Origin of the sequence: Sphingomonas faeni (assembly GCF_040407565.1) — a bacterium.
In the GTDB taxonomy this organism is placed as follows: domain Bacteria; phylum Pseudomonadota; class Alphaproteobacteria; order Sphingomonadales; family Sphingomonadaceae; genus Sphingomonas; species Sphingomonas faeni_F.
Genome location: NZ_JAPZPR010000001.1, coordinates 840440 through 866198, shown reverse-complemented (window position 1 = coordinate 866198; position 25759 = coordinate 840440). Strand labels below are relative to the sequence as shown.

At 66.7% G+C, this 25759-nt stretch carries 20 protein-coding genes; 4 read left to right on the top strand and 16 right to left on the bottom strand.

Annotated elements, in window-relative coordinates; all coding sequences use genetic code 11:
- Nucleotides 1-19: 19 nt before the first annotated feature.
- From leuC to O6Y00_RS03720, 8 genes are all read right to left on the bottom strand, one after another.
- Nucleotides 20-1471: a 3-isopropylmalate dehydratase large subunit gene (leuC, locus tag O6Y00_RS03755; RefSeq protein ID WP_435368578.1), complete on the bottom strand. Its 1452-nt coding sequence runs from the start codon at nucleotides 1469-1471 to the stop codon at nucleotides 20-22.
- A 170-nt stretch (nucleotides 1472-1641) separates the two neighbouring features.
- Nucleotides 1642-2532 (bottom strand): alpha/beta hydrolase, encoded by an 891-nt coding sequence (locus tag O6Y00_RS03750; RefSeq protein ID WP_353441258.1) that lies wholly within the window; start codon nucleotides 2530-2532, stop codon nucleotides 1642-1644.
- Complete coding sequence (locus tag O6Y00_RS03745; protein WP_353441257.1) at nucleotides 2532-3215, bottom strand: glutathione S-transferase family protein; 684 nt, start codon at nucleotides 3213-3215, stop codon at nucleotides 2532-2534. Before O6Y00_RS03745 ends, O6Y00_RS03750 begins: the two co-directional genes overlap by 1 nt.
- Nucleotides 3215-3850 (bottom strand): 3-oxoacid CoA-transferase subunit B, encoded by a 636-nt coding sequence (locus O6Y00_RS03740; RefSeq protein WP_120299824.1) that lies wholly within the window; start codon nucleotides 3848-3850, stop codon nucleotides 3215-3217. Before O6Y00_RS03740 ends, O6Y00_RS03745 begins: the two co-directional genes overlap by 1 nt.
- Entirely contained in the window at nucleotides 3850-4170 is a 321-nt protein-coding gene (locus O6Y00_RS03735; protein WP_353441256.1) for a DUF5076 domain-containing protein, read from the bottom strand. The genes O6Y00_RS03740 and O6Y00_RS03735 overlap by 1 nt, the downstream gene beginning before the upstream one ends.
- Nucleotides 4170-5048, bottom strand: a complete 879-nt coding sequence (locus O6Y00_RS03730; RefSeq protein WP_435368577.1) for a 5'-nucleotidase, lipoprotein e(P4) family — start codon at nucleotides 5046-5048, stop codon at nucleotides 4170-4172. The genes O6Y00_RS03735 and O6Y00_RS03730 overlap by 1 nt, the downstream gene beginning before the upstream one ends.
- A gap of 77 nt (nucleotides 5049-5125) precedes the next feature.
- A complete protein-coding gene (locus O6Y00_RS03725) occupies nucleotides 5126-5836 on the bottom strand; it encodes a CoA transferase subunit A (RefSeq protein ID WP_353441255.1) in 711 nt (236 codons plus the stop codon).
- A gap of 222 nt (nucleotides 5837-6058) precedes the next feature.
- Nucleotides 6059-6958 carry an SMP-30/gluconolactonase/LRE family protein gene (locus O6Y00_RS03720; protein WP_353441254.1) on the bottom strand — a complete coding sequence of 300 codons (900 nt, stop codon included), beginning with the start codon at nucleotides 6956-6958 and terminating at the stop codon, nucleotides 6059-6061.
- A gap of 91 nt (nucleotides 6959-7049) precedes the next feature.
- On the opposite strand from O6Y00_RS03720, the gene O6Y00_RS03715 reads away from it, so the two are divergent.
- Nucleotides 7050-8693, top strand: coding sequence for a thiamine pyrophosphate-binding protein (locus O6Y00_RS03715; protein WP_353441253.1), 1644 nt, complete (start codon nucleotides 7050-7052; stop codon nucleotides 8691-8693).
- Nucleotides 8694-8985: 292 nt separating this feature from the next.
- Here O6Y00_RS03715 and alaS read toward each other — a convergent pair whose 3' ends face one another.
- On the bottom strand, nucleotides 8986-11637 hold the full coding sequence (gene alaS / locus O6Y00_RS03710) for an alanine--tRNA ligase (RefSeq protein ID WP_353441252.1): 2652 nt from the start codon (nucleotides 11635-11637) through the stop codon (nucleotides 8986-8988).
- A gap of 349 nt (nucleotides 11638-11986) precedes the next feature.
- Complete coding sequence (locus tag O6Y00_RS03705; RefSeq protein WP_353441251.1) at nucleotides 11987-13267, bottom strand: M24 family metallopeptidase; 1281 nt, start codon at nucleotides 13265-13267, stop codon at nucleotides 11987-11989.
- Nucleotides 13268-13338: 71 nt separating this feature from the next.
- Between O6Y00_RS03705 and O6Y00_RS03700 the strand changes: the two genes are divergently transcribed.
- On the top strand, nucleotides 13339-14676 hold the full coding sequence (locus O6Y00_RS03700) for a dicarboxylate/amino acid:cation symporter (RefSeq protein WP_353441250.1): 1338 nt from the start codon (nucleotides 13339-13341) through the stop codon (nucleotides 14674-14676).
- Between the two features lie 229 nt (nucleotides 14677-14905).
- Here the strand turns inward: O6Y00_RS03700 and O6Y00_RS03695 are convergent, their stop codons facing one another.
- From O6Y00_RS03695 to O6Y00_RS03670, 6 genes are all read right to left on the bottom strand, one after another.
- A complete protein-coding gene (locus O6Y00_RS03695; protein WP_353441249.1) occupies nucleotides 14906-15529 on the bottom strand; it encodes a glutathione S-transferase family protein in 624 nt (207 codons plus the stop codon).
- An 18-nt stretch (nucleotides 15530-15547) separates the two neighbouring features.
- Nucleotides 15548-16591: a class I SAM-dependent methyltransferase gene (locus O6Y00_RS03690; RefSeq protein ID WP_353441248.1), complete on the bottom strand. Its 1044-nt coding sequence runs from the start codon at nucleotides 16589-16591 to the stop codon at nucleotides 15548-15550.
- Between the two features lie 264 nt (nucleotides 16592-16855).
- Nucleotides 16856-17929 carry a recombinase RecA gene (gene recA / locus O6Y00_RS03685; protein ID WP_056047175.1) on the bottom strand — a complete coding sequence of 358 codons (1074 nt, stop codon included), beginning with the start codon at nucleotides 17927-17929 and terminating at the stop codon, nucleotides 16856-16858.
- A gap of 647 nt (nucleotides 17930-18576) precedes the next feature.
- The gene (locus O6Y00_RS03680) at nucleotides 18577-19521 is read right to left on the bottom strand and encodes a 4-(cytidine 5'-diphospho)-2-C-methyl-D-erythritol kinase (RefSeq protein ID WP_353441247.1); all 945 of its coding nucleotides are present in this window, start codon (nucleotides 19519-19521) and stop codon (nucleotides 18577-18579) included.
- Between the two features lie 336 nt (nucleotides 19522-19857).
- Entirely contained in the window at nucleotides 19858-21228 is a 1371-nt protein-coding gene (locus O6Y00_RS03675) for a tetratricopeptide repeat protein (protein ID WP_353441246.1), read from the bottom strand.
- A 61-nt stretch (nucleotides 21229-21289) separates the two neighbouring features.
- Nucleotides 21290-22951 (bottom strand): electron transfer flavoprotein-ubiquinone oxidoreductase, encoded by a 1662-nt coding sequence (locus O6Y00_RS03670; protein WP_353441245.1) that lies wholly within the window; start codon nucleotides 22949-22951, stop codon nucleotides 21290-21292.
- Between the two features lie 140 nt (nucleotides 22952-23091).
- Here O6Y00_RS03670 and O6Y00_RS03665 point away from each other — a divergent pair, with 140 nt between their 5' ends.
- Entirely contained in the window at nucleotides 23092-23874 is a 783-nt protein-coding gene (locus O6Y00_RS03665; RefSeq protein WP_353441244.1) for a uracil-DNA glycosylase, read from the top strand.
- Nucleotides 23871-25757, top strand: coding sequence for a lytic transglycosylase domain-containing protein (locus tag O6Y00_RS03660; RefSeq protein ID WP_435368576.1), 1887 nt, complete (start codon nucleotides 23871-23873; stop codon nucleotides 25755-25757). The genes O6Y00_RS03665 and O6Y00_RS03660 overlap by 4 nt, the downstream gene beginning before the upstream one ends.
- Nucleotides 25758-25759: the final 2 nt, after the last annotated feature.

The window sequence follows — 25759 nt, the reverse complement described above, 5'->3', positions numbered from 1 at the left end:
AGCAGTACGAAAACCTTCTTCATGCTCTCACCCCTATCATATCACGCCCCATCAACTCTCTGACGTCGCTCAGCTTACCGGTCACCGCCGCCGCTGCCGCCATCGCGGGTGATACCAGATGCGTGCGCGCTCCGGGACCCTGTCTGCCGACGAAATTACGGTTCGACGTGGAAGCGCAACGCTCCCCCGCAGGGACTTTGTCCGGGTTCATCGCGAGGCACATCGAACAGCCCGGCTCGCGCCATTCGAAGCCTGCGGTGATGAAGATACGATCGAGCCCTTCGGCTTCGGCCTGCCGCTTCACGAGGCCGGAACCGGGGACGACGAGCGCGCGGACGCCGGTCGCGACATGGCGACCGTCGGCGATCGCCGCGGCAGCGCGGAGGTCTTCGATGCGGCTGTTGGTGCAGCTGCCGATGAAGACGTGCTGGATCGTGACGTCGCGCATCGCGGTGCCGGCGGTGAGGCCCATGTAATCGAGCGACTTCTGTGCGTCGGCCTGCTTGGCGGGATCGGCAAAGCTCGACGGTTCGGGGACAAATCCGGTGATCGGCACGACGTCCTCGGGGCTGGTGCCCCAGGTGAGACCGGGGGCGATATCGGCAGCATCGAGCGTAACGGACTTGTCGTAACGCGCGCCGGGATCGGTTGCGAGACTACGCCACCACGTCACCGCGCGGTCCCAGTTGTCGCCCGTCGGGGCCATCGGGCGGCCCTTGAGATACGCGAACGTCGTGTCGTCGGGCGCGATCAGGCCGGCGCGCGCGCCCGCCTCGATCGACATGTTGGCGATCGTCAGGCGACCCTCGATCGACATGTTGCGGATCACGCTGCCGGTGAACTCGATGACATGGCCGGTGCCGCCCGCAGCCCCGATCTTGCCGATGATCGCGAGGATGACGTCCTTGGGGCTGACGCCGAAGCCGAGTTCACCGTCGACGCGGACTTCCATCGTCTTGGCCTGCGACAACAGCAAGGTCTGCGTGGCGAGGACGTGCTCGACCTCGCTGGTGCCGATCCCGAACGCCAAAGCGCCGAGTGCGCCGTGCGCGGAGGTGTGGCTGTCGCCACAGACGAGCGTGGTACCGGGGAGCGTGAAGCCCTGCTCGGGGCCGACGACGTGGACGATGCCCTGCTCGATCGCGGTCGCGTCGATATAGTCGATGCCGAACTCGGAGGTGTTGCGGCGGAGCGCGTCGAGCTGCTGCGCGCTTTCGGGGTCGGCGATCGGCAGGACGCGGCCAGCGGCGTCTTTCCGCGCGGTGGTCGGCAGGTTGTGATCGGGGACGGCGAGCGTCAGGTCGGGGCGGCGGACTTTGCGGCCTGCCACGCGAAGGCCTTCGAAGGCCTGCGGGCTGGTGACTTCGTGGACGAGGTGACGGTCGATATAGATCAGGCAGGTGCCGTCGTCGCGGCGTTCGACGACGTGCGCCGCCCAGATCTTTTCGTACAGCGTTTGCGGAGTGGCCATGATGGAGCGCGCGGTAACCGAAAAGGAATGCGACGCCAAGGTTGTAAGTAATTTTCGGTCGTAGGAATGCTTCGGCGTGCCGCGTATCGGGACGAAGACCGTCATCCTGACGAAAGTCAGGATCCAGGGTTACGGAGGGCGGTGCTTTGTATCCTGGGTCCCGACTTTCGTCAGGATGACGGGAGGGGAGGCATCGCCGCGTTGAGGAACGCGACGCTGTCGGAGAGCACCGGCGCTTTCCCGCGGAACGGCTTCGAGAGTGCCATCGCGACGTTCTCGTGGCTCAGACCGGGGTAATCGATGTGCGTCACCGGCGCGCCAAGCGCCTTCAGCCGCGCGGTGAGATTGATCGCATTGTGCGGCTTGACCTGCGTGTCGTCGCCGGCGGTGATCAGCAGCATCGGCGGGGCGTCGGCGCGCGCGAAGTGGATCGGCTGGGTCATCACCGGGTCGGCGGCGCCCTGCATTGCGTCGATCGCGCGCTTGGCGGTGAAGGGGTAGAAATCATACGGGCCGCACAGGCCGACCGCGGCCTTGATGATGTGCGGGTCGACGCCTTCCGCCTTCAGCCAGCGCTCGTCGAGCGTCAGCATCGCGACGGTGTAGGCGCCGGCGGAATGGCCGGCGACGGCGATCCGGTTCGGGTCGCCGCCAGCTTCTGCGATGTGGTCGCGGGTCCATTTCACCGCTTCGGCACCGTCCTGGAGGAAGGCGGGGAAGCGCACGTCGGGCACTTTGCGGTAATCGGGCATGACGACGACGTAGCCTGCCTTCGCATAGGCGCGCGCGGCGAACGCGTAGGCGCCGCGCGAGCCGTGGACCCAGCCGCCGCCGTACCAAAAGATCAGCACCGGCAGGCCGGTCTTGGCACCGCCGGACGGGCGCCAGACGTCGAGCTTCTGGCCGTGCGTGCCGAACGGGACGCCTTCGCGGATGCGGGCGGTGCCGCGACCGCCGCCCATCACGCCGTCGAAGACGCTCAGTGTACCCGGCCCTGCGGTGAACGCCGTGCCTGCGATCAGGATCACGACGAGCGCTATGACGATCGCGGCGCGGCGCATCAGCGGCGAAAGTCCGCGGTGATCGACCCGCAGGTGAGGAGGTCGGCCTCGTGACTCTCCTCGCGCCATGTCTCGGCGAGCGCGGTCGCTTCCCATTCGCGCATCGCCGGGTGCGCGATGATCCGCTCGACCCAGGCCAGACCTGACGGGCCGACGTCGATCCCGTAGGTCCGCACGCGGAACGCAACCGGCGCATAGAAGGCGTCAACGGCAGTGAACTCTGCGCCTGCGAGCCACGGACCGCCGAACCGGTCGAGACCTTCACTCCAAAGCTCGGTGATGCGCGTGACATCGCGGTCGAGCGCGTCGCTACCGGGGGCAGCATCGACACGGACGCCGACGTTCATCGTCCGCTCGTTACGGAGCGCGGAGAACCCGCCGTGCATCTCCGCCGTCGCGCAGATCGCCCACGCGCGTGCCTCGGCGTCGATCGGCCAGACGCCGTCGTGACGCTCGGCGAGGTAGAGGACGATGCCGAGCGAATCCCATACCGTCCGCTCGCCGTCGATCAGCACCGGCACCTGCCCGGTCGGCGAGAAGGCGCGGAACGCTTCGTAATTGACGGGCTCCAGGAACGGCTCGATCCGGTCCTCGAAGTCGATGCCGAGCGCCTTCATCAGGACCCAGGGGCGCAGCGACCAACTCGAATAATTGCGGTTCGCGGTGACGAGGGTGTAACCCATCAGGCGGTGTAGCGCGCGGTGGTCTTCGCGGCGATCTCGTCCGCGGTGACGCCCGGCGCCATCTCGACCAGCTTGAACGGGCTGTCGTGATCGGGACGCTGGAACACGGCGAGATCCGTGACGATCATGTCCACCACGTTCTTGCCGGTCAGCGGCAGCGTGCAGGACGGGATGAACTTGGGGCTTCCGTCCTTGGCGGTGTGGTCCATCACGACGATGATCTGCTTGACGCCCGCGACGAGGTCCATCGCGCCGCCCATGCCCTTGATCATCTTGCCCGGGATCATCCAGTTGGCGATGTCGCCGCCTTCGCTGACCTCCATCGCGCCCAGCACCGTCAGATCGATATGGCCGCCGCGGATCATCGCGAAGCTGTCCGACGAGCTGAAATACACCGACGAAGGGAGTTCGCTGATCGTCTGCTTGCCGGCGTTGATCAGGTCGGCATCCTCCTCGCCCGCGTACGGGAACGGGCCGATCCCGAGCATGCCGTTCTCCGACTGGAGCGTGACGGTCATGCCCTCGGGGATGTTGTTCGCGACCAGCGTCGGAATGCCGATGCCGAGATTGACGTAATAGCCGTCTTTCAGTTCCTGCGCCGCGCGGGCGGCCATCTGGTTACGGTCCCAGGGCATCAGTGCATTCCTTCCTGGATGGTGGTGATGGTCGTGAATTGTTCGCGGAGCTCGGTGCCGACGCCGTCGACGATCGCCTGCAACGCGGCGTCCTCGTCGAGGCCCCAGGTGCCCGCATAGGCGCGCGCGGCGTGGCGGATCGTGTCGGCGAGGAGGTAGCCGAACACGGTCGGATCCTCGAGGATGCCCGCGTCGATCAGCACGTTGCTACCCGCGCGGTTGGTGATCCAGATGCGCGCGACCTCGACCGATTCGCTCGTCAATTGCGCGCCCTTGTCGAGCGCGATCGCGTTTGGGTGATTGGCGGGGTGATCGGCCATCAGCGTACGCCTCCTGTCGGGGCCCAGCGGACTGCTGGCGGGAATACCTCGTCGCGATTGCCTTTGAGCGCGGTGCCGTAGACGGGGTTGGGCAGGACGAACCACCCCGCTCCCCATTTCGCCGCGATCGCGGGCGACTGGACGACGGCGCGACGCGCGGCAGGGGTCTGGCCGGCGTTGAACAGGTCGCTGAAGTCGCCGAGCTGATCGCCACCCATCGCGACGACGCAGTACCGCGCCGCGATCGTCGCGCGGCGGCCGTCCTTCTTCGAGCCCATCGCATCGTCGCCGGCGAGGAACAGCGCCTCGCCGTGGCGGGCTGGACCGAGGCCTGCGGCTTCGATCGTGGCCTCAGTCTGTGCTGCGTTGGCGGCGGAGCGGTTGGTGTTGAAGATCACCGTGACGCCCATCGCGCGGAGTCGGGTGAGCGCGGCAAGCGCGCCGGGGACGGGGGCGACCTGCTTGATGCCGGTGCGCTCCCAGTCCTGCCAGCGGGGGTCGGACCAGGGTTGGCCGGAGGACGCGTCGTATTCGAAGCCGAGGTTGAGGAGGACGGTCTCGTCGACGTCGAACACCGCGGCTTTCGGCTTGGTGCCGCAGGTGGTCCAGGTGGGCGCGGCGAGCGAGGCGCCTTGCGCGAGGACGACGGATGTCGGCGTGCGTTGCGCGCGGACATAGCCGACGAGCGCGTTCCAGGCCTGGATGCTGACGGCCGCGGCTTCGCCCGAGGCGTAGAGATACTGCATGCCGGCAGGGACGCCGTCGACGGTGACGGGCGCGGAGACAGTCGGCGTGGCTGCGATCGCGGTCGGCGCGGACACGCTCACGCAGCCTTGGAGCGCCAGTGCCCCTGCGAACGCAGGGGTCCAGGATACCATGCGCAGCGCCTGTGACCCTGGGCTCCTGCGTTCGCAGGAGAACGGGGAGCGTTTGTGGTACATGGTCAGCTCTAGCTTCACGCGGAAACCCGCTCGCGGACGGTGCGGAACTCGATCTGCTTGTCGTAGGGCGCACCGACGATCATCCGCTTCACGTAAATGCCCGGCAGGTGGATCGTGTCGGGATCGAGGCTGCCGACGGGGACGATCTCCTCGACCTCGGCGACGCAGATCTTGCCCGCAGTCGCCATCGGCTGGTTGAAGTTGCGCGCGGTCTTGCGGAAGATGAGGTTGCCGCTTTCGTCCGCCTTCCAGCCCTTGATGATCGCGAGGTCGGCGCGGATGCCGCGTTCGAGGATGTATTCCTGGCCGTCGAAGACCTTGGTTTCCTTGCCCTCGGCGACCTGCGTGCCGACGCCGGTCTTGGTGTAGAAGCCGGGAATGCCCGCCCCCCCTGCCCGGCAGCGTTCGGCGAGCGTGCCCTGCGGGCAGAACTCGACCTCGAGTTCGCCGCTGAGATATTGCCGCTCGAATTCCTTGTTCTCGCCGACATAGGACGAGATCATCTTCTTCACTTGGCGCGAGCGGAGCAGTTTGCCGAGGCCCTGCCCGTCGATCCCGGCATTGTTGCTGGCGATCGTCAGGTCCTTCACGCCAGACGCCTGAATCGCGTCGATCAGCCGCTCGGGAATGCCGCACAGCCCGAACCCGCCCGCACAGATCGTCATGCCGTCGAACAGCACGCCTTCGAGTGCCGTTGCCGCATCGGTGTAGCGCTTGTTCGCCATGCATCCTCCTAATCGTCTTTGGTCTCGCATAAGGCGCCTGCGGTCGGTCGGCAACGTGCGCCGAACGACACCGACGCAGAAGCCACCAATCCTCCCCCGCAAGGGGGAGGTGTCGCCGAAGGTGACGGAGGGGGAGGTACGCGGAACGTCGGTTTCCCTTTCCTCCCCCTCCGTCTGGCAAGTGCCAGCCACCTCCCCCTGGCGGGAGAGGATACAGTGGCTTCAATACGCTAGCTTCAACCCCGGCCGCTTCCACCGCGTCTTCACCAGCCGTCCGCTGCCCGAGCAGGTGATGTACGCGTCCATGCCGTCCGCGCCGCCCCAGCAGATGTTGGTCGTGAAGACGTCGTCGGTCGCGACGAACTCGACCAACTCCCCCGCCGGCGAGATCACGCTGATCCCACATTCGCCGATCGTCGCGACGCAGATGTTGCCGCATGCCTCGATCCCGAGCGAATCGAAGAACTTGTAGCCGGCCGGGCGATAGAGAGGCGTGCCCGAGGTGCTGGCGACCTTGCCGGGAGCGACGACGTCGAACGCCATCAGGCGGCAGGTGAACGTCTCCGCCGCGTAGAGCCGCGTGCCGTCGGGCGAGAGGCCGATGCCGTTGGGATTTTCGCTCGGGAAGATGACTTCTTCGAGCTGGGTCCCGTCGGCTTTCGCGTAGAAGATGCCGGTGATGTCGCGTTCCCGGTCGCGCGACTTGCCGTGATCGGTGAACCAGAAGCCGCCGTGCGAATCGAAGACGATGTCGTTGGGTCCGCGCAGCGAGCAGCCGAAATCGCCATCCTTGTAGAGGATCTCGACCGCGCCGGTGGCGAGGTCGATCCGCTCGAGGCGGCCGCCGGAATAGTCGTCCGGCTGACCGTGCGGGGTCAGGAAGCCGTTCGCCTCGCGCCACGCGAAGCCGCCGTTGTTGCAGCAATACAGCTTGCCGTCGGGGCCGATCGCGAGGCCGTTGGGGCCACCGCCGGGTTCGGCGACGGTCGTTTTCGTTCCGTCAGGAGCGATGCGCGTGATGCGGCCCGCCTCGATCTCGACGAGGATGATGCTGCCGTCGGGCATCGCCACCGGGCCCTCGGGGAAACGCAGGCCGTCGGCGACGGTGGTGAAGTCGGTCATGATCCTCTCCGGGCGAGTCGGGTTGGTCCCGGCTTCGACGCCAGCGTAACCGCGTCTCGACTTCGCGCGCAACGGACGGCAGGATGCGCCGATGATCACACCACGCACCGGCGGCCGTATCCTGGTCGATCAACTCGTCGCACAGGGCTGCGACCGGATTTTCACCGTGCCGGGGGAGAGCTTCCTCGCCGTGCTCGACGCGCTGCACGATACGCCGGCGATCGATCTCGTGGTGTGCCGGCAGGAGGGCGGCGTCGGGTTCATGGCGTGCGCGGACGGGACGCTGACGCACCGGCCGGGGGTGGCGTTCGTGACGCGGGGGCCGGGCGCGACCAACGCATCGATCGGCGTGCATGTCGCGATGCAGGATTCGCAGCCGATGATCCTGTTCGTCGGTGATATCGACCGCGGCACGCGTGACCGGGAGGCGTTCCAGGAGATCGATTTCCAGGCGATGTTCGCGCCTATCGCGAAGTGGGCGGCGCGGATCGACGATGCGCGGCGGATCCCGGAATATGTCGCGCGCGCCTATGCGACGGCGATGTCGGGGCGGCCGGGGCCGGTGGTGCTCGCATTGCCCGAGGATATGCTGCTCGATGTCGTGGACGCGGTCGATCGGCCGCGGGTCGAGCGGGTGGCTCAGGGGTGTGACGCCGATACGATGGACCTGCTTGCGGATCTGCTGACGACGGCCGAGCGGCCGGTTGCGATCGTCGGAGGTGCTGGCTGGGATGTGGCGGCGTCGGGCGCGTTCTCGACCTGGGCGGATCGTAATGGCATTCCGGTGGCGGCCGCGTTTCGGCGGCAGGATGCGATTCCGAACGACTGTCCGGTTTGGGCTGGGAATCTGGGGTATGGGCCCAATCCGAAGCTGGTAGAGCGGGTGAAGGCGGCGGATCTGCTACTCGTCGTCGGGCCTCGGCTGGGGGAGGCGACCACCGATGGCTATGCGCTGATCACGGCCGATCATCCGGGGCAGCGGCTGATCCATGTGCATCCCGATCCGGATGAGCTGCACCGGGCATACCGCGCGGATGTCGCGGTATGTGCGGGGATGGCGGAGTTTGCCGAGGCTTTGCTGGTGGTCGACCTGCCGCCGCGGAGTGCTGGGGCGGAGGCACATGCCGAGTGGCTGGAATGGTCTACGCCGGCGCCGCGTGATTTGGTGATGGACCTGGGACCTTGCGTGGCGGCGATGCGCGAGCGGCTGCCGGCGGATGCGATCATCTGCAACGGGGCGGGGAATTATTCGGGCTGGTGGCATCGCTACTGGGCGTATGCCGGGCCGGGGACACAGCTCGCGCCGACCGCCGGGGCGATGGGGTATGGCGTGCCGGCGGCGGTTGCGGCGGCGTTGCGGCATCCTGAGCGGACCGTCGTGGCGCTCGCGGGGGACGGGTGTTTTTTGATGAACGGGCAGGAACTGGCGACGGCGGTGGCGCATGGGGCGGACATGCTGGTGATCGTCGTGGATAATGGCGGGTACGGGACGATCCGGATGCACCAGGAGCGGGAGTATCCGGGGCGGGTTTCGGGGACTGGGTTGCGGAATCCGGACTTTACGGCGCTGGGGCGGGCTTATGGGTGTTGGGCTGAGACTGTTTCCCGGACGGATGAATTTGCGGGGGCGTTGGAGCGGGCTATGTCTCGGTCCGGCGTCAGGTTGCTGCATGTGGAGACGGATATCGAGGCGATTACCGCAGGGACTACGCTGGCGAAGGTGCGTGGGGACTGACTTGCCTTCTGAAATAAAGCTCCGCGCTCCACATAAGCACCACCCCGGCGGAGGCCGGGGCCCAATTGGGGGACGGCTGTAACGAGGGACGAGCCTCCGTTATATCGGCCTTGCCAATTGGGCCCCGGCCTTCGCCGGGGTGGAGGTAGTTGTAGCGGGCGACTTCATCAGCGCAGCCTGTTCCCCCGCGAAGGCGGGGTTCCAGGAGCCGAGGCAGCTAGCGGTATTAAGCTGGGCCCCCGCGTCCGCGGGGGAACATTGCTTGGGGTTTAGCGTGCGACTTCGGCGAGTTTCAGGCGCCCGCCGCCTCCAGCTTTGCCCGCACTGCCGCGACTGCTTCCGCCGCCTTGTCCCCATTAGGCCCACCGCCCTGCGCCATGTCGGGACGGCCGCCGCCGCCCTGCCCGCCTAGCGTCGTCACCGCGATCTTGAGCAGGTCGACGGCGTTGTGGCTGGCGACCAGGTCCGCCGTCACGCCGACCGCGACCGAAGCGCGGCCGTCGTTGATCGCTACCATTACCGCGATGCCGGAGCCGAGGCGCTGCTTGGCTTCGTCGACCGCGCCGCGCAGGCCCTTCGCCTCGAAGTCGTTGAGCACCTGGCCGATGAACGCGACGCCGCCGACCTGTTCGGGGCCAGCCGCTTCGCCCGAGCCACCGCCGCCTAGCGCCAGCGCCTTCTTCGCGTCGGCGAGTTCGCGTTCGAGGCGGCGGCGGTCTTCGAGCAGCGATGCGACGCGCGCCGGGACCTCGTCGGGGGTCGACTTCAGCACTGCCGCCGTCTCGCGGAGGCGGTCGTCACGGCCGGTCAGGTACGCGCGCGCCGCTTCGCCGGTGAGCGCTTCGACACGGCGGATGCCGCTGGAGACCGCGCCTTCGCCGACCACCTTGAACAGGCCGATGTCGCCGAGCGCGTTGACGTGCGTGCCGCCGCACAGTTCGATCGAGTAGGTGCCGTCCTCCGTCGAGCCCATCGACACGACGCGCACCTCGTCGCCGTATTTCTCGCCGAACAGCGCCATCGCGCCCATCGCGATCGCGTCGTCGGGGGTCATCAGCAGCGTCGTGACCGCGCCGTTGCCGCGGACTTGCGCGTTCACGTCGGCCTCGACCTGCGCGATGTCCGCGGGGGTCATCGCGACCGGCTGCGAGAAGTCGAACCGCAGGCGGTCGGGCGCGACGAGGCTCCCCTTCTGCGCGACGTGCGTGCCGAGGCGTTCGCGCAAGGCCTCGTGCAGGAGGTGCGTCGCGGAGTGGTTGGCGCGGATCTGGGCGCGGCGGGCGACGTCGATCTGGAGCTTGACCGGGTCGCCGACCTTGATCTCGCCAGCGTCGACGATCGCGTGGTGGACGAACACGCGGCCGAGCTGCTTCGAGGTCTCGGTGACGTTCGCGCGCAGACCGCTATCGTTCGAGATGTGGCCCGCGTCGCCGACTTGGCCGCCGCTCTCGCCATAGAACGGCGTCTGGTTGACGACGATCGCGACGGTGGCGCCGGTGGTGGCGTGGTCGACGCGCGCGCCGTCCTTCACCAGCGCGACGACCTCGCCCTCGCCGGTATCGGACGCGTAGCCGAGGAATTCGGTGCCGCCGGTCTGCTCGACGATGTCGAACCAGATGTCGTCCGAGGCTTTTGCGCCCGAGCCCTTCCAGGCGGCGCGAGCGGCGCGCTTCTGTTCGGCCATCGCGGTGTCGAAGCCCTCGCGGTCGACCGCGATGTTGCGTTCGCGCAGCGCGTCCTCGGTCAGGTCGTACGGGAAGCCGTAGGTGTCGTAGAGCTTGAACGCGACGTCGCCCGCCAGCGTGCCGTCGGTCATCCCGGTGGTCGCCTCGTCGAGCAGCTTGAGCCCCTTGTCGAGCGTCTGGCGGAAGCGCGTTTCCTCCTGCTGCAACGTCGCCTCGATCAGCGGGCGCGCGCGCGACAGTTCGGGATAGGCGGCGCCCATCTCGGTGACGAGCGCGGGGACGAGCCGGTGCATCAGCGGCTGCTTGGCGCCGAGGATGTGCGCGTGGCGCATCGCGCGGCGCATGATCCGGCGCAGGACATAGCCGCGGCCCTCGCTCGCGGGCAGCACGCCGTCCGCGATCAGGAAGCCGGCGGTGCGCAGGTGATCGGCGATCACGCGGTGGCTGGCGGTGTTGGCGCCGTCGGTCGCGGTGTGCGTCAGCGCGCCCGATGCCGCGATCAGCGCCTTGAACGTGTCCGTATCGTAATTGTCGGTGACGCCCTGCATGACCGCGGCGATGCGCTCGAGCCCCATGCCGGTGTCGATCGACGGCTTGGGCAGGTTGCCGACGATCTCGGCATTCTCCTGCTCATACTGCATGAACACGAGGTTCCAGATCTCGACGAAGCGATCGCCGTCCTCGTCGGGGCTGCCGGGAGGACCGCCGAAGATGTGGTCGCCGTGGTCGTAGAAGATTTCAGAGCACGGCCCGCACGGCCCATTGTCGCCCATCGACCAGAAATTGTCCTTGGTCGGGATGCGGATGATGCGGTGATCGGGGAGTCCGGCGATCTTCTTCCAGAGGTCGAACGCCTCGTCGTCGGTATGATAGACGGTGGCGGTCAGTTTGTCGGGCGACAGGCCCCATTCGCGCGTAAGCAGAGTCCAGGCGTGGACGATCGCCTGCTCCTTGAAATAGTCGCCGAACGAGAAATTGCCGAGCATTTCGAAGAAGGTGTGGTGGCGCGCGGTGTAGCCGACATTGTCGAGATCATTGTGCTTGCCGCCGGCGCGGACGCATTTCTGCGACGAGGTCGCGGTGGTGTAGGGGCGCGATTCGAGGCCGGTGAAGACGTTCTTGAACGGCACCATGCCCGCGTTGACGAACATCAGCGTCGGGTCGTTCTGCGGCACGAGCGGTGCGCTGGGTACGATCTGGTGCCCCTGCGATCCGAAATAGTCGAGGAAGCCGCGGCGGATGTCGTTCGTCGATGTCATGCGCGGGGACTTAGGCGAGCGAGGCGGTTCGCTCAAGTCGGGTGTGAAAAGGGCCGTGCAGTAGAGAATGGTGTCAGCGAATGCCCGCGCTGCACGCATCCGACTGAAACGAAGTGAGCTTGTTTCCCCGCGACGGCGGGGATCCAGACTGGGCGACCGCCTTCGCGGGAGAACAAGGAGGCGGGTGCTGCGGTTCGTTGAGAGCCGCCGTTTGCCCCGATGCACCACCCCGGCGAAGGCCGGGGCCCAATTGGAGAGGTGGAAATGATGGAGAGCAGCGCTTCGTTATCGCCGTCCCCCAATTGGGCCCCGGCCTTCGCCGGGGTGGTGGCGCTATTTTGAAGGTCTCTTACCCCAACGGTGCGTCGATCGATTTGGGCGGTTCGCTGAACCATTCCGGGCCGGCGTCGGTCATGTGGAAGCAATCCTCGATGCGGACCCCGTACCTTCCGGGAATGTAGATCCCCGGCTCATCGGAGAAGCACATCCCCGCCGCCAGCCTGGTCGTCTCGCCGCGGACGAGGTTGACGGGTTCGTGGCCGTCCATGCCGATCCCGTGGCCGGTCCGATGCGACAGGCCGGGCAGCTTGTACCCGGGGCCATATCCGAGCGTCTCGTAATAGCGGCGGACCGCGTCGTCGATGCTGCCCGCAGGCGCACCGATCTTGGCGGCAGCGAACGCGATCTGTTGCCCGCGGGCGACCTGGTCCCACGTCTTGCGCTGGTCGGCGGTTGCCGCGCCGTGGACCCAGGTGCGCGAGATGTCGGATTGATAGCCCTGCACGGTGCAGCCACAGTCCATCAGCACGACCTGGCCGTCGGCGACGCGGTGGATCTCGCGGCTGCCGTGCGGATAGGCCGACGCCTCGCCGATCAGCGCGAGCGCGAACTCGGGGGCGCCGCCGAGTTTCTCCGTCGCGGCGTTCATCAGCGCGCCGATCTCGGGGCCGGTCATGCCCTTCTCGACGCGCGGCTTCGTCCAGCGATACGCGGCCAGCGTGACCTCGGTCGCGGCCTGCATCAGCGCGATTTCGGCGGGGGTCTTGATCATCCGGCAGGCGCGAACGACCGGGTCGGCGGAGACGATCTTGGCGTCAGGCAGGACCCGCGCGAGCCCGGCATAGGCGAAATAGCGCACTTCCGCCTCCAAACCGACCGGCCGCGCGGCGAGTTTCTTGTCGCGCAGGAAGCCGGCGGCCACGGCGAGCGGGTTCTCGTCCTCCTGCCAGACACGGACCTCGGCGGGGACGGCGAGCGTCTCGCGCACCGACGGCTCCTCGAAGAACGGCGTGACGATGCACGGTTCGCCTTCGACCGGGAGGATCGCCAGCGTCAGCCGCTCGCTCGTGTGCCAGCGGACGCCGGTGAAGTAGATCATCGACGAACCCGGCTCGATCAGCACCGCGCCGATGCCCGCCGCCTTCATCAGCGATTGCGCGCGGACCAGCCGCGCGGCGCGTTCGGTGGCATCGATCGGCTTGGTGGCGCCGGTGATGTCGGACAGCGCCGACAGGTCCGGTTCGGCAGCGCGCAGGATCGCGGTGGTCGACAGCAACGGCGCCGCGATGGCGAGGCTCAGCAGGTCGCGGCGCGAGGGGCTGAAGGCGGGCTTGTGGCGTGCGGTCGACATCGCCGGACGATAGGGTCCTTGACCCGGGCGCTGCAATCCCCTTCCCTGTTCGCACTTCTCGGGAGCGATTAATGGCCAAGCGGCTAACCTATTACATCTTGTTCGGCCTCGTCGCGGGGATGGTCGTCGGCTGGGTCCTGAACGCGTCGATCGACAACGGCACGGCCGAGTCCGCCGAACGGCTGAAGGACATCGCCGGCTATTTCTCGATCGTGACGACGCTATTCCTGCGGCTGATCAAGATGATCATCGCGCCATTGGTGTTCTCGACCTTGGTCGTGGGCATCGCGCATATGGGCGATACCGGCGCGCTCGGGCGGGTCGGATTGCGCAGTCTCGGCTGGTTCATCTGCGCGAGCCTGTTGTCGCTCACCCTGGGCCTGATCCTCGTCAACGTGTTGCAGCCGGGCGTCGGCCTCGCGCTCGCGATCCCGCCGGCCACCGCGTCTAGCGGCGTCGACCGCGCGGCGTTCGATCTCGCCAAGTTCATCACGCACATCGTCCCCGATTCGATGATCGCGGCGATGGCGGGCAACGAGATCCTCCAGATCGTCGTGTTCTCGGTGTTCGTCGGCGTTGCGATCACCGCGGTCGGCGAGAAGGCCGCGCCGCTGGTGAAGGCGATAGAGGCGCTGGTCGCGGTGATGCTCCAGATCACCAATTACGTGATGCGGTTCGCGCCGTTTGCGGTGTTCGCGGCGGTGACCGCGACGCTCGCCGAGCGGGGGCCGGCCATCCTCGGCCAGCTCGGCTATTTCATGCTAAGCTTCTACATCGGCTTGGCGCTGTTGTGGGCGGTGCTGATCGGGATCGCGTTCCTGCTGATCGGGCCGCGGACGCGGTTGCTGGTGCGGTATATTCGCGATCCGCTGATCCTCGCCTTCTCGGCGGCATCGTCGGAGGCGGCGTATCCGCGGACGCTGGAGGCGCTCGACCGGTTCGGCGTGCCGCCGCGGATCGCGAGCTTCGTGCTGCCGCTGGGCTATTCGTTCAATCTCGACGGATCGATGATGTACATGACGTTCGCGTCGCTGTTCATCGCGCAGGCGTATGGCATCCACATGCCGATCGGGCAGCAGATCGCGATGCTGCTGGTGCTGATGGTGACGTCGAAGGGGATTGCGGGGGTGCCGCGGGCTTCGTTGGTGGTGATCGCGGGGACGCTGTCGATGTTCAAGATCCCGGAGGCGGGGATCCTGCTGATCCTGGCGGTGGATCATTTCCTCGACATGGGGCGCTCGGCGACCAACGTGATCGGGAATGCGGTGGCGGCGACCGTGGTGGCGAAATGGGAGGGCGGGCTCGACGAGCGGGAGCCGGCGGACCGGGACTTCCCGCATGCGCCTACCGGGCATGGGCCGAAGGTGGATGTGGATAGCTATGAGAAGATTGGGCCGGGACAGGTTTGAGGCTAGTCGGCGATCTTGAACCGGTAACTTCTCAAGGCTGCCCTTTTACGCTGGCGGACCACTGAAGAAGTACCACCCCGGCAAAGGCCGGGGTCCAGTTGGGGGACCCTAATGGTGACCGCCGCGCCTCGTTACTCCAACCTTTCCAACTGGGCCCCGGCCTTCGCCGGGGTGGTGTTTAGCGGAAGGTTGCGTTCTCAGCCTCGACGCGGTTCCTGATTTGCAGCCCTTAAGCGTAGGCATATGGGCCGCCCTTCTTGAGGCCCGCCTGATACGCTGGCCGTGCGTGGACCTTCGCCAGCCACGCGATCGTCGCGGGATGGGACTCGTTCAGCCCACCGCGACTCCGCGCCGCTTCGAGCGGGAAGCTCATCATGATGTCGGCAGCGGTCATCTCGTTACCGGCGAACCAGGGGCGCTGCGACAGTTCGGACTCCACATAGTCGAGGTGGACGTCGATCATCGGCTGGATCTTCCTGGTCGCCGCCTTGCCCAGGATCGGGATGCGCGCGAGGACGAGCTTCAGCAGCAGCGGCGGCATCATCGAGCCCTCCGCGTAGTGGAGCCAGAAGCGGTAGCGTAGCGCGTCGGCGCGGTTGGCGGGGGCGCCGAGCTTGCCGTCCGCCTTGTCGACGAGATATTCGACGATCGCGCCGGTCTCGGCGACCACTTGGCCGTCATCTTCGATCACGGGCGACTTACCGAGCGGGTGGACCTGCTTGAGTTCGGGCGGGGCGAGCATCGTTGCCTTGTTCCGCTCGTAGCGCTTGATCTCGTAGGGGAGGCCGAGTTCCTCGAGCATCCACAGGATCCGCTGCGCTCGCGAGTTTTCGAGGTGGTGGACGATTATCATGCTGAACCCCCTGTTTTTTTATTTGGACGATTTGCGCGCGGTCCAGATCCAGGCGGCGGCGGGGAATTCCACCGTGTCGCCGCTTCGGTACCGGTCGCAGACCTGGGTGAGACGCGCGATGTGGCGCTCGCGTTCCTCGGGGGCGGCGTCTCGGATGGCAGATGCTGCGGGGCCGATGCGGCGGAAATAGTCGACTGCGTCGGCTACGGGATCGGCGCCCTCCCCTGCCCGGTAGGCGAATTCGACACGCTCGGGTGACGCGACGTACCAGCCGGATTTCTCGAGGATGCTCGCGACATAGGTCGGGTCGGCGAAAGCAAAGGGGCCGGGTGCGGCGGTTGCTGGAGCGTCTGCATTGCCGCCGGTTGCGGTGATGATTTCGGTGGCCCAGCGGTTGGCGGCGCGGTCGGCGAAACAGGAGAATACTAGCGTCGCGTCTGGGGCAGCGGCTTCGGCTAATGTCGTGAAGGCGGCGACGGGGTCGGCGAAGAACATGACGCCGTGGCGCGAGACGTAGAGGTCGATGGGGGCGTGGTTCGGGGCGGCGGCGGTGATGTCCGCGCACTCGAAGCTGGCATTGGTTTGAGTTTTGGCGCGGTGTTTGGCGATCTCGATCAGGTTTGGTGAGAGATCTATGCCGGTTATTTGCGCGTTCGGGAGCGCTTGCGCGGTGGCTAGAGAGGTTGCTCCAGCGCCGCAGCCTATGTCGATGATCTTGTGGGTTTGGGGGGTGGCGGCGGACAGGATCGCTGCGTTCAGATGCGGGGTCAGGTTGGTGAAGCTGCGGTCGGTTCGGCGCCATTCCTCGGCCCAGACGTCGCCTATTCTGCCGGTCCAGTCGTAGGCGGTGGTCATGGGCTGGGGTGCTTTTTCGGTTGCGGTCGGGGCGGTGGTTTGGAGTGAAGTATAGGAAGTATAGACGCTGGTGACGATTTGGCACTGCGGGATTGCGAGGCTTTCCCGAGCCTGGCGCGCTGCTTTTCCTTGTTTCCCCGCGAAGGCGGGGATCCAGACTGGGCTCCCGCCTTCGCGGGAGAACAAGGAGGGGGTCGGCTCGTTCAAGAATATGGGGCCATTGCCGCTAAAGAGCTTGGTTTAGTGCAGGACTTTATTTGCAGGGTCATGCCAACTGGGCCCCGGCCTTCGCCGGGGTGGTGCGGAGGGTGGGTTAGCGGGGTGCCAGTTCGCCACGCATTTGAACTATCGGCCGTGCGCGTCCTTGGCACTATGAGCAGTGAGCCGTGAAGCGTGCAGCCACCGCGTGCCCCCTCCCATCGCGGAGGCAATGGGTCCCTCCCTCTCCCCTAAGGGAGAGGGAAAGTGGGGTCAGGCGTCGTCGCCTTCTTCGGGGCCGGCCATCATTTCCTCGGCGACCTTGTCGGTGCGCGCGCGGATCTGCTTTTCGAGGCGGTCGGCGGTTTCGGGGTTGTCCTTGAGGAAGGTCTTCGAGTTCTCGCGACCCTGGCCGAGGCGGACGCTGTCGTAGCTGAACCAGGCGCCAGACTTTTCGACCAAGCCCGCCTTCACGCCGAGATCGAGAATCTCGCCGAGCTTGGAGACGCCCTGCCCGTACATGATGTCGAACTCGACCTGCTTGAACGGCGGGGCGACCTTGTTCTTGACGACCTTCACGCGAGTCTGGTTGCCCGTGACTTCCTCGCCGGCCTTGATCGCGCCGATGCGGCGGATGTCGAGGCGGACCGAGGCGTAGAACTTCAGCGCGTTGCCGCCGGTCGTCGTCTCGGGATTGCCGTACATGACGCCGATCTTCATGCGGAGCTGGTTGATGAAGATCACCATGCAGCGCGAGCGGCTGATCGAGCCCGTGAGCTTGCGCAACGACTGCGACATCAGGCGGGCCTGGAGGCCGACATGGCTGTCGCCCATCTCGCCCTCGATTTCGGCACGCGGCACGAGCGCTGCGACCGAGTCGACCACGAGCACGTCGATCGCGTTCGAGCGGACCAGCGTGTCGACGATCTCGAGCGCCTGCTCGCCGGTGTCGGGCTGCGAGACGATCAGTTCGTCGATGTTGACGCCGAGCTTCTTGGCATAGACCGGGTCGAGCGCGTGCTCGGCATCGACGAACGCGGCGGTGCCGCCGCCCTTCTGCGCTTCGGCGATCACGTGGAGCGCGAGCGTGGTCTTGCCCGAGCTTTCCGGACCGTAGATCTCGATCACGCGGCCGCGCGGCAGGCCGCCGACACCGAGCGCGATGTCGAGCCCGAGCGAGCCAGTCGAGATGACCTCGACCTGCATGGTTTCCTTCGAGCCCAGGCGCATCGCCGAGCCCTTGCCGAAAGCGCGGTCGATCTGCGCGAGCGCGGCGTCGAGCGCCTTCTGCCGGTCGTTGGTTGCGGTTGCCATGCCGGTGTCGATCACTTTCAGATTAGCGGCCATCGAATATGCTCCCATCGCTAAAGCAAGCGCGCGTGCCATTCAACGCGTCAAACACCATGTATTTTCTTTGTTCTTTTGGAACAAGTAGGGAACGATAGGTTTATTGCGTGAAATTTGCGGCGGTGGCGCCGTGCAGAGCCCGTCGGGTGCGGGGACAGCGTCATTCTGGCACCCGCCGTGTCCGCATGCCCGACGCTCCAGGCCCACGAGTTCGTGAGATCGTGGAGTGCAGGCGTTGGAAGACGGTCGGTGCGGACACGATTCGGACAAATGCACCTCCCCGGCGGAGGCCAGTGTCCAGGTGGAGAGGTTGGCGTGACGGCGTGCGGCTGTCGTCAGGAGCGTTTCCCAACTGGGCCCCGGCCTTCGCCGGGGAGGTGCTTTTGTTGTGGGAGATAATGCCGAACACGTTCGGGATGACCGACGAAGGACGGGATCGGCGGTGTGGGCGTTTAGGTCGAGATCTAGATCGAGATCGGTTCGGGTTGTTTGGACGTGCGGTTTGGACAGCCGACTGATCGGAAGTTCGAAGGGTGTCTGGGACGGGTGGTTTCGTTTGTCGCTCTGGATCCTGACTTTCGTCAGGATGACGGGCCGTGGCGGCACGGTGGCGTCCAGCCTCGAAGGTGCCGTCGCCTATCGATCGATCAGGCGAGGTTTGTTGCGAGCGTCCACCAGCCTTTGGCTTGGGCGGCGGTAGCGGCGGTGTCTCGGGTTTCGGGGGTTTCGAACAGCGCGAAGCAGGTGGCGCCGGAGCCAGACATTCTGGACAGGAGGACGCCTTGGGCTGCGTCGAGGAGGGTGCGGACTTCGGCGATTTCGGGGGCGAGGGCCAGCGCGGGAGGTTCTAGGTCGTTGCGGCCTTCGAGGGCGCGATCGAGGAGGTCGCCTTCGGGGATTGGGCCTCGGTCGTGGCCGTCCCAGGTCTTGAAGACGGCGGCGGTGGAGACCGCGACGCCGGGGTTTACGAGCAGGAGGGAGGTGCCGGACAGGCCTTCCAGGGTGGTGAGGGTGTCGCCCTTGCCGGTGCCTAGCGTCGTGCGGTTGGCGAGGCAGGCGGGGACGTCTGCGCCGAGCTTTGCGGCGATTTCGTGGAGGCGGGGCTCGGTTGGGGGGACGCTATGGAGGCGGGCTAGTGCTCGGAGCGTGGCGGCTGCGTCGGCTGAGCCTCCGCCTATGCCCGAGGCGATGGGGAGGTGCTTTTCCAGGGTTATGGCGTGGTGGGTTTCTGGGACGAAGGCGGTGGTGAAGGCGTCTGCTGCGGCGGTTACGAGGTTGCCTTGCCAGGGGGCGTTGCCGGGAGTGGCGCTGGACGAGCGGGGTGCTTCGTCATTGTCCGTCCCCAATTGGGCCCCGGCCTCCGGCGGGGTGGTGTTGGGGGTCGGGGTAATGCTCTGGACGGGGAGGAGTGCTGCGGCGAAGGGGCCGGTTATGGTGAAGCTGTTGGTTTGGGCGGGTTCTACCGTGATCAGGTCGCCGTCGGTGGCGAAGGCGAAGAGCGTTTCGAGATCGTGGTAGCCGTCGGGGCGGCGGCGGCGGACGTGGAGGGCCAGGTTGATCTTGGCGGGAGCGGGTTCGGTGATGGCGGGCATTGTCGGTCTCGAGGTTTGGCGGCGAAGGGGTCCAGCGCGGCTTAGCGTAATACGCGTGATGTCTGCGGGTTTAAGCGCGTCATCCTGACGAAAGTCAGGATCCAGGGTAACGATTGGAGCCGTCCTTGGCTCTGGATCCTGACTTTCGTCAGGATGACGGCGGACCTGAGGTGCGGTGCACCTCGCTAGTTGCTGGCGTTGTCACGATCACTTCCGCGGCTCGTCCGGCACCCAGAATTAATTGTGATCTCGCGAAACCGCCCCTTTGTCGTCAACTCGCCTTGCCCTCCCCACGCCTGCGGGCCCCTTCCCTCTTCCGGTGGGAGAGGAGGGGTTTCAGCGGCGGGCTTTTGGCGGGAGGCCGTTGGCGATCTTGGCAGTTATGCGCGTCGTGTCTGCGGGTTCGGCGGTCAGCAAGGCGGCGCGCCACGCGTAGCGCGCTTCGTAGTTTCGGCCGGTGCTCCAATAGGCGTCGCCGAGGTGGTCGGCGATTTCGGCGTTGGTGGGTTCGGCCTGCGCGGCGGTTTCGAGCAGGGGGAGCGCTCGGGCGGTGTTGCCGGAGAGGTGATAGGCCCAGCCCAGCGAGTCCGTGATCGATGCGTTGGTCGGGTCGATCCGGGTGGCGCGTTCGAGCAGTTTGATCGACGCGGGAATGTCGTCGCCGTGCTCGACCTGCGCGAAGCCGAGATAGTTGAGTGCGAGCGGTTGGGCGGGGCCGCGGGCGACGGCTTTTTCGAGCGCATCGCGCGCTTCGGGCCAGCGGCCGGCCTGGTCGAGTGCGCCGCCATATTGCAGCCAGTTGCCCCAGCTGCCTCCCTTCGCGTCGTCGGCGGCGATGATGCGTTGGTACCAGGTCGCGGCATCGGCGGGGTTGCCGGTAGTCAGCAACAGGTCGGCGTAGCGCTGCCAGTCGGCGGCATCCGCGCCCGACTGGTCGACGCGGTTCTTCGCAGCGGCGAGCGCTTCGCCGTCGCGGTCGGCGTTGGCGAGGATATCAATGCGTTCGGACGCCGCGGCGACCGCGAACGGGCTCTTGGGGCCAACCTGGTCGAGCACGACGAGCGCGCGGTCGACCAGCGTGTTGCGGGCGAGCGCATCGGCGAGGAGGATGCGTGCGCGGTCGTAGCCGGGGTCGGCGCGCAGCGACGCCTGCGTGAGTGCAATCGACAGCGGCGACGGATCGCCGAGCGCGAGGTCGCTGGCGAGGTGCGCGAGCAGCCGCGACACGCCGATCGCGAGCGACTGCTTCGCGGGCGCCTTGACGATCAGGTCGCGGGTTTCGGTGGCGAAGCGGTTGGCGACCGGATCCTTCGTGGCGGTGTCGAGCGACGGGCCTGGATCGCGGCCTTCGGCGTGCGCAACCCAGGCGTAGAGCGAGGGCGCGAGGACAACCAGCGGCCCGGTGGCGAGCGTAGCGATCGCCGCGCTGGCCGCCTTGGCGTCATTGGACCGCGCAGCGTCGGCCAGCGGGATCAGGGCCGCGTCAGCAGGGGCGACTCCGGCCTTGGCCAGCACTGCGGCGGCGCGGGTGGCGAGCGGCATGTCGCCTGCTTCCAACGCTTCCCGGTAGGCGCGAATCGCGACGACCGGGTCGTCGGGCGATGCCGCCAGCACCTTTGCATAGCTGGCGGCGGCTAGCGTCGTTTTTCCGGCAGCGTCGGCGGCACGGGCCTTGAGATAGGCGGCGATGTTGCCAGTGTCGGCCATCGCCCCGGTCGGCAACAGGACGAGGCCGGCAAAGGCAACACCGGACGTGAAGAACAAGCGCTTACATGTTGGGATAATTGGGGCCTCCGCCGCCCTCGGGTACGACCCAGTTGATGTTCTGGGTGGGGTCCTTGATGTCGCAGGTCTTGCAGTGGACGCAGTTCTGCGCGTTGATGACGAACTTTGGATCGGCCGTGTCCTCGCCGACGACTTCGTAAACGCCGGCCGGGCAATAGCGTTGCGCGGGTTCGTCGTACATCGGCAGGTTGTATTCGATCGGCACGCTCGCATCCTTGAGCGTCAGGTGGACCGGCTGATCCTCCTCGTGGTTGGTGTTCGAGACGAACACCGACGAGAGGCGATCGAAGGTCAGGACCCCGTCGGGCTTCGGATAGACGATCGGCTTGACGAGATCCTTGCGCCACAGGCTTTCGTTGTCGGGGTGGTGGTGCATCGTGAAGGGCATCTTGATTCCCAGATGCTCCGCCCACATCGTGATGCCGGCGAGGCCCGAACCGAGGAGGTCGCCGAACTTCTTGACGAGCGGCGCGACGTTGCGGACGACCGACAGCTCCTTCTTGACCCACGATTTCTCGAACGCCTCGGGATAGGCCGCGAGCTCGTCATGGCCGCGCTGCGAGACGATCGCCTCGACCGCGGCCTCGGCGGCCATCATGCCCGACTTCATCGCGGTATGCGTGCCCTTGATCCGCGGCACGTTGAGGAAGCCGGCGCTGTCGCCGATCAACGCCGCGCCGGGCATCACGAGCTTGGGGATCGACTGCAAACCGCCGTCGCTGATCGCGCGCGCACCGTAGCTGACGCGCTTGGCGCCCTTCAGCAGCGCGGCGATCTCGGGGTGAGTCTTCCAGCGCTGCATCTCGTGGAACGGCGAGAGATGCGGGTTGGTGTAGTTCAGCCACGTGACGAAGCCGATCGAGACCTGGCCGTTAGCCTGGTGATAGATCCAGCCGCCGCCGTTCGAGCCGTCGGTTTCGGACAGCGGCCAGCCCTGCGTGTGGATGACGCGGCCGGGGACGTGGAGTTCGGGATCGATGTCCCACAATTCCTTGATGCCGAGGCCGTAGACCTGCGGATCGCTGTCCTTGTCGAGCGCGAACGTCCGGATCAACTCCTTGGTGAGGTGACCGCGGCAACCCTCCGAGAAGAAGGTGTACTTCGCGTGGAGTTCGAGACCCGGCGTGTAGTCGCCCTTGTGCGTGCCATCGCGCGCGACGCCCATGTCGCCGGTCGCGACGCCCTTGACCGAGCCGTCGTCGTTGAACAGGATTTCCGCGGCTGCGAAGCCCGGGAATATCTCGACGCCAAGCTCCTCCGCCTTGCCCGCGAGCCAGCGGCACAGGTTGCCGAGCGAGCCGGTGTACGTGCCCTTGTTGTGCATGAACGAGGGCGTGACGAAGTGCGGCATTTCGCTCTTCTTCGTCTTGGTCAGGATCCAGTGATGGTTCTCGGTCACGGGTACTTCGGCGAGCGGGCAGCCGTCCTCGCGCCAGTTCGGCAACAGTTCGTCGAGCGACTTGGGATCGATGACCGCGCCGGACAGGATGTGTGCGCCGACTTCGGAACCCTTTTCGAGCACGCAGACGCTGATCTCGGCGTCCTTCTCGGCCGCCAATTGTTTCAGGCGGATCGCTGCCGAGAGACCGGCCGGGCCAGCGCCGACGATCACCACGTCGTACGGCATCGATTCACGTGTCGTCATCATCGTCTCCCGGGGGATGTCCCCTCTAGCCCAGTCTATCGACCCCTGCCCTTCGTTCGGGCTCGGGCCGGCACCGCCTTATCCATTATGGCGATTGCGCGAGTTGACCGCCACGTCAACCGTGCAGCATAGGTTACCCTGTGGGGGCGGACCAAACCATCGACTGGCGGAATACAGCGGCGAGCGCGCTCGACTGGTGGCACGAGGCTGGCGTCGACACGCTGGTCGACGACGTCCCGCGCGACTGGTTCACGGCGCCCGAACCGCTTGTTGTCCCCTCCGCAGCGCCTGTTGCGCCGGTCGTTGCACCGTCCGCGATGCCGACTTTGCTGGCCGATTTCCTTGCCTGGCGGAGCAGTGCTGAGGTTCCCGAAGCGGACTGGAGCGGGGTTTCGCTCGCTGCCGTAGGTCCGGCTGACGCTACGGTCATGGTGCTTGTCGATTGCCCCGACCGCGATGATGGCGATGCGGGGGCATTGCTGAGTGGCGCATCGGGACGGTTGCTCGACAAGATGCTCGCGGCGATCGGTCTGACGCGCGACGAAGTGCATCTGGCGGCGGTCTGCGCGAAGCGGCCGACGGCGGGGCGGATCCAGAGCGAGGTCGAGGCACGGCTGTCGGAAATCGCCAAGCATCACATCGGGTTGGTTGCCCCCAAGCGGTTGCTGCTGCTCGGCAATGCGGCGAGCCGTGCGATCCTCGGGACGGAATTACAGGGGGCGCGCGGGCGTTTACACGGATTTAACCATAAGACTGGAGAAACGGGGTCCGGTTCGGCGTCTGGCGAAGCCTCCAGCGAGACCGGCGTGGTCGCGAGCTTTCACCCGCGGTTTCTGATCGAGAAGCCCGCGGCCAAGGCCGAGGCCTGGAAGGATTTGCAGATGCTGATGCGCGGACTGACGTCGCAAGAGGGTGTGAGATGATTCGGATCCGATCGGTTTCCTGGGTGGCTATCGCCCTGGGCCTCAGCGCCCTCCCCCTCCCGGCCTTGGCGGCGACCGCCGCGGGCGAGCCTGCCGGCGATGCACGGCTTGGGACGACCAAGCTGGTCGGTGCGCCGACCCTGGAGCAGATCCCCGACCAGCTCGATGCCAGCCAGCGCGAGGCGTACAAGACGGTGTTCGCGGCAATCCGCGACGGCAAGTGGACCGACGCGCAGATCGGGCTCGACACGATGAAGCCCGGCCCGCTGCATGCGATCGCGCGCGCCGAGATGTACACGGCGAAGGGCTCGCCCCGCGTCGAAATGGAGCCACTGGTCGCGCTGCTCAACGAAGCGCCCGAACTGCCCGAAGCCGCGCAGATCTCGCGCCTTGCGACGACGCGCGGCGCGGTCGGTTTGCCGCCCCTTCCCGTAGCGCAGCGGTTGATCTGGCAGGACGGCGCGCCGCGTCGGGTGCGCGCCAAGAGCCTGCAGGGCGACATGATCGCCGCCGATCTTGCGATGAAGATGCAGCCTTACGTCAAGGCGGACATGGGTCGCGAGGCGCAGTCGCTGCTCGAGACCACGCCCGGCCTCACGCCCGAGGCGCTGACCGAGTGGCAGCAGAAGATCGCGTGGATCTATTTCCTCCAGGGCGACGACGTCAACGCGCGCATGATGGCTGCGAAGGCACAGGACGGCGTCGGCGACTGGGCAGTCCAGGGCCGATGGGTCGGCGCGCTATCGGCATGGCGGCAGAACGACTGTGCGAATGCCGAGACCGGGTTCGAAGGCGTCGCGGCACGCGCCGGCGATGTCGATCTCCGCGCGGCGGCTTTGTATTGGGCGTCGCGCGCGGACATGGTCTGCTCGCGGCCCGACAAGATCGAAGGCCGGCTGAAGGCGGCGGCGCAGTTCGGCGAGAGCTTCTACGGCCAGCTCGCGCGTCAGCAGCTTGCGATGAGGGACAAGGGCACATCCGTCGGCGGGCTGGTCGCGAGCGACTGGAAAATCGTCGGCAACCGCCCGAACGTCCGTGTCGCAGCGGCACTGGTCGAGGTCGGCGAGACCGACTTGGCCGATACCGTCATCCGCCAGCAGGCCAAGATCGGCGATCCGCGCGAGTTCGGCAATCTGGTGCGCGTGGCGGAAGCGTTGAGCCTGCCGGCGACGACCGTGTGGCTCGCGCACAATTGCCCGCAGGGGATCACGTCGACCGCCGAGGCGCGCTATCCGACGCCGAACTGGACGCCCGACAGCGGCTGGCACATCGACAAGGCGCTGGTCTACGCGCACACGCTCGAGGAATCGCGGTTCCGCAACACCGTGAAGAGCCCGGCCGGCGCGTACGGCCTGATGCAGATCATGCCCGCCGCCGCGACCGACTTCGCGCGCGAGCGTGGCACCTCGATCGACGTGAAGGCGCTGACCAAGCCGAGCACCAACATGGATGTCGGCCAGCGTCATCTCGAGCGGCTGCGCGACATGGCGGGTGTCACCGGCGGGCTGCTGCCCAAGGTGATCGCAGCGTATAATGCAGGTCCGCGCCCCGTCGGCGACTGGAACGCGATCGTCCACGATAACGGCGATCCGCTGATGTATATCGAGAGCATCCCGTATTGGGAGACGCGTGGCTACGTGACCACCGTGCTGCGCAACTACTGGATGTACGAGGCGCAGGGCGGCAAGAAGGCTTCGGTCAGCCGTAACGCGCTGGCGCAGGGTATGTGGCCGCGCTTCCCAGGCCTGCCGGGTGCGACTGCGGTGCGGATGGCGGCCAAGCCGTACACGCAATACCAGGCAAGCACGGCGCCCTTGAATGCGACCGTCGCGGTGAATGCGGCCGTCGGGCCGCGGTCCACCACCGTCACGCGCGCGGACTGATT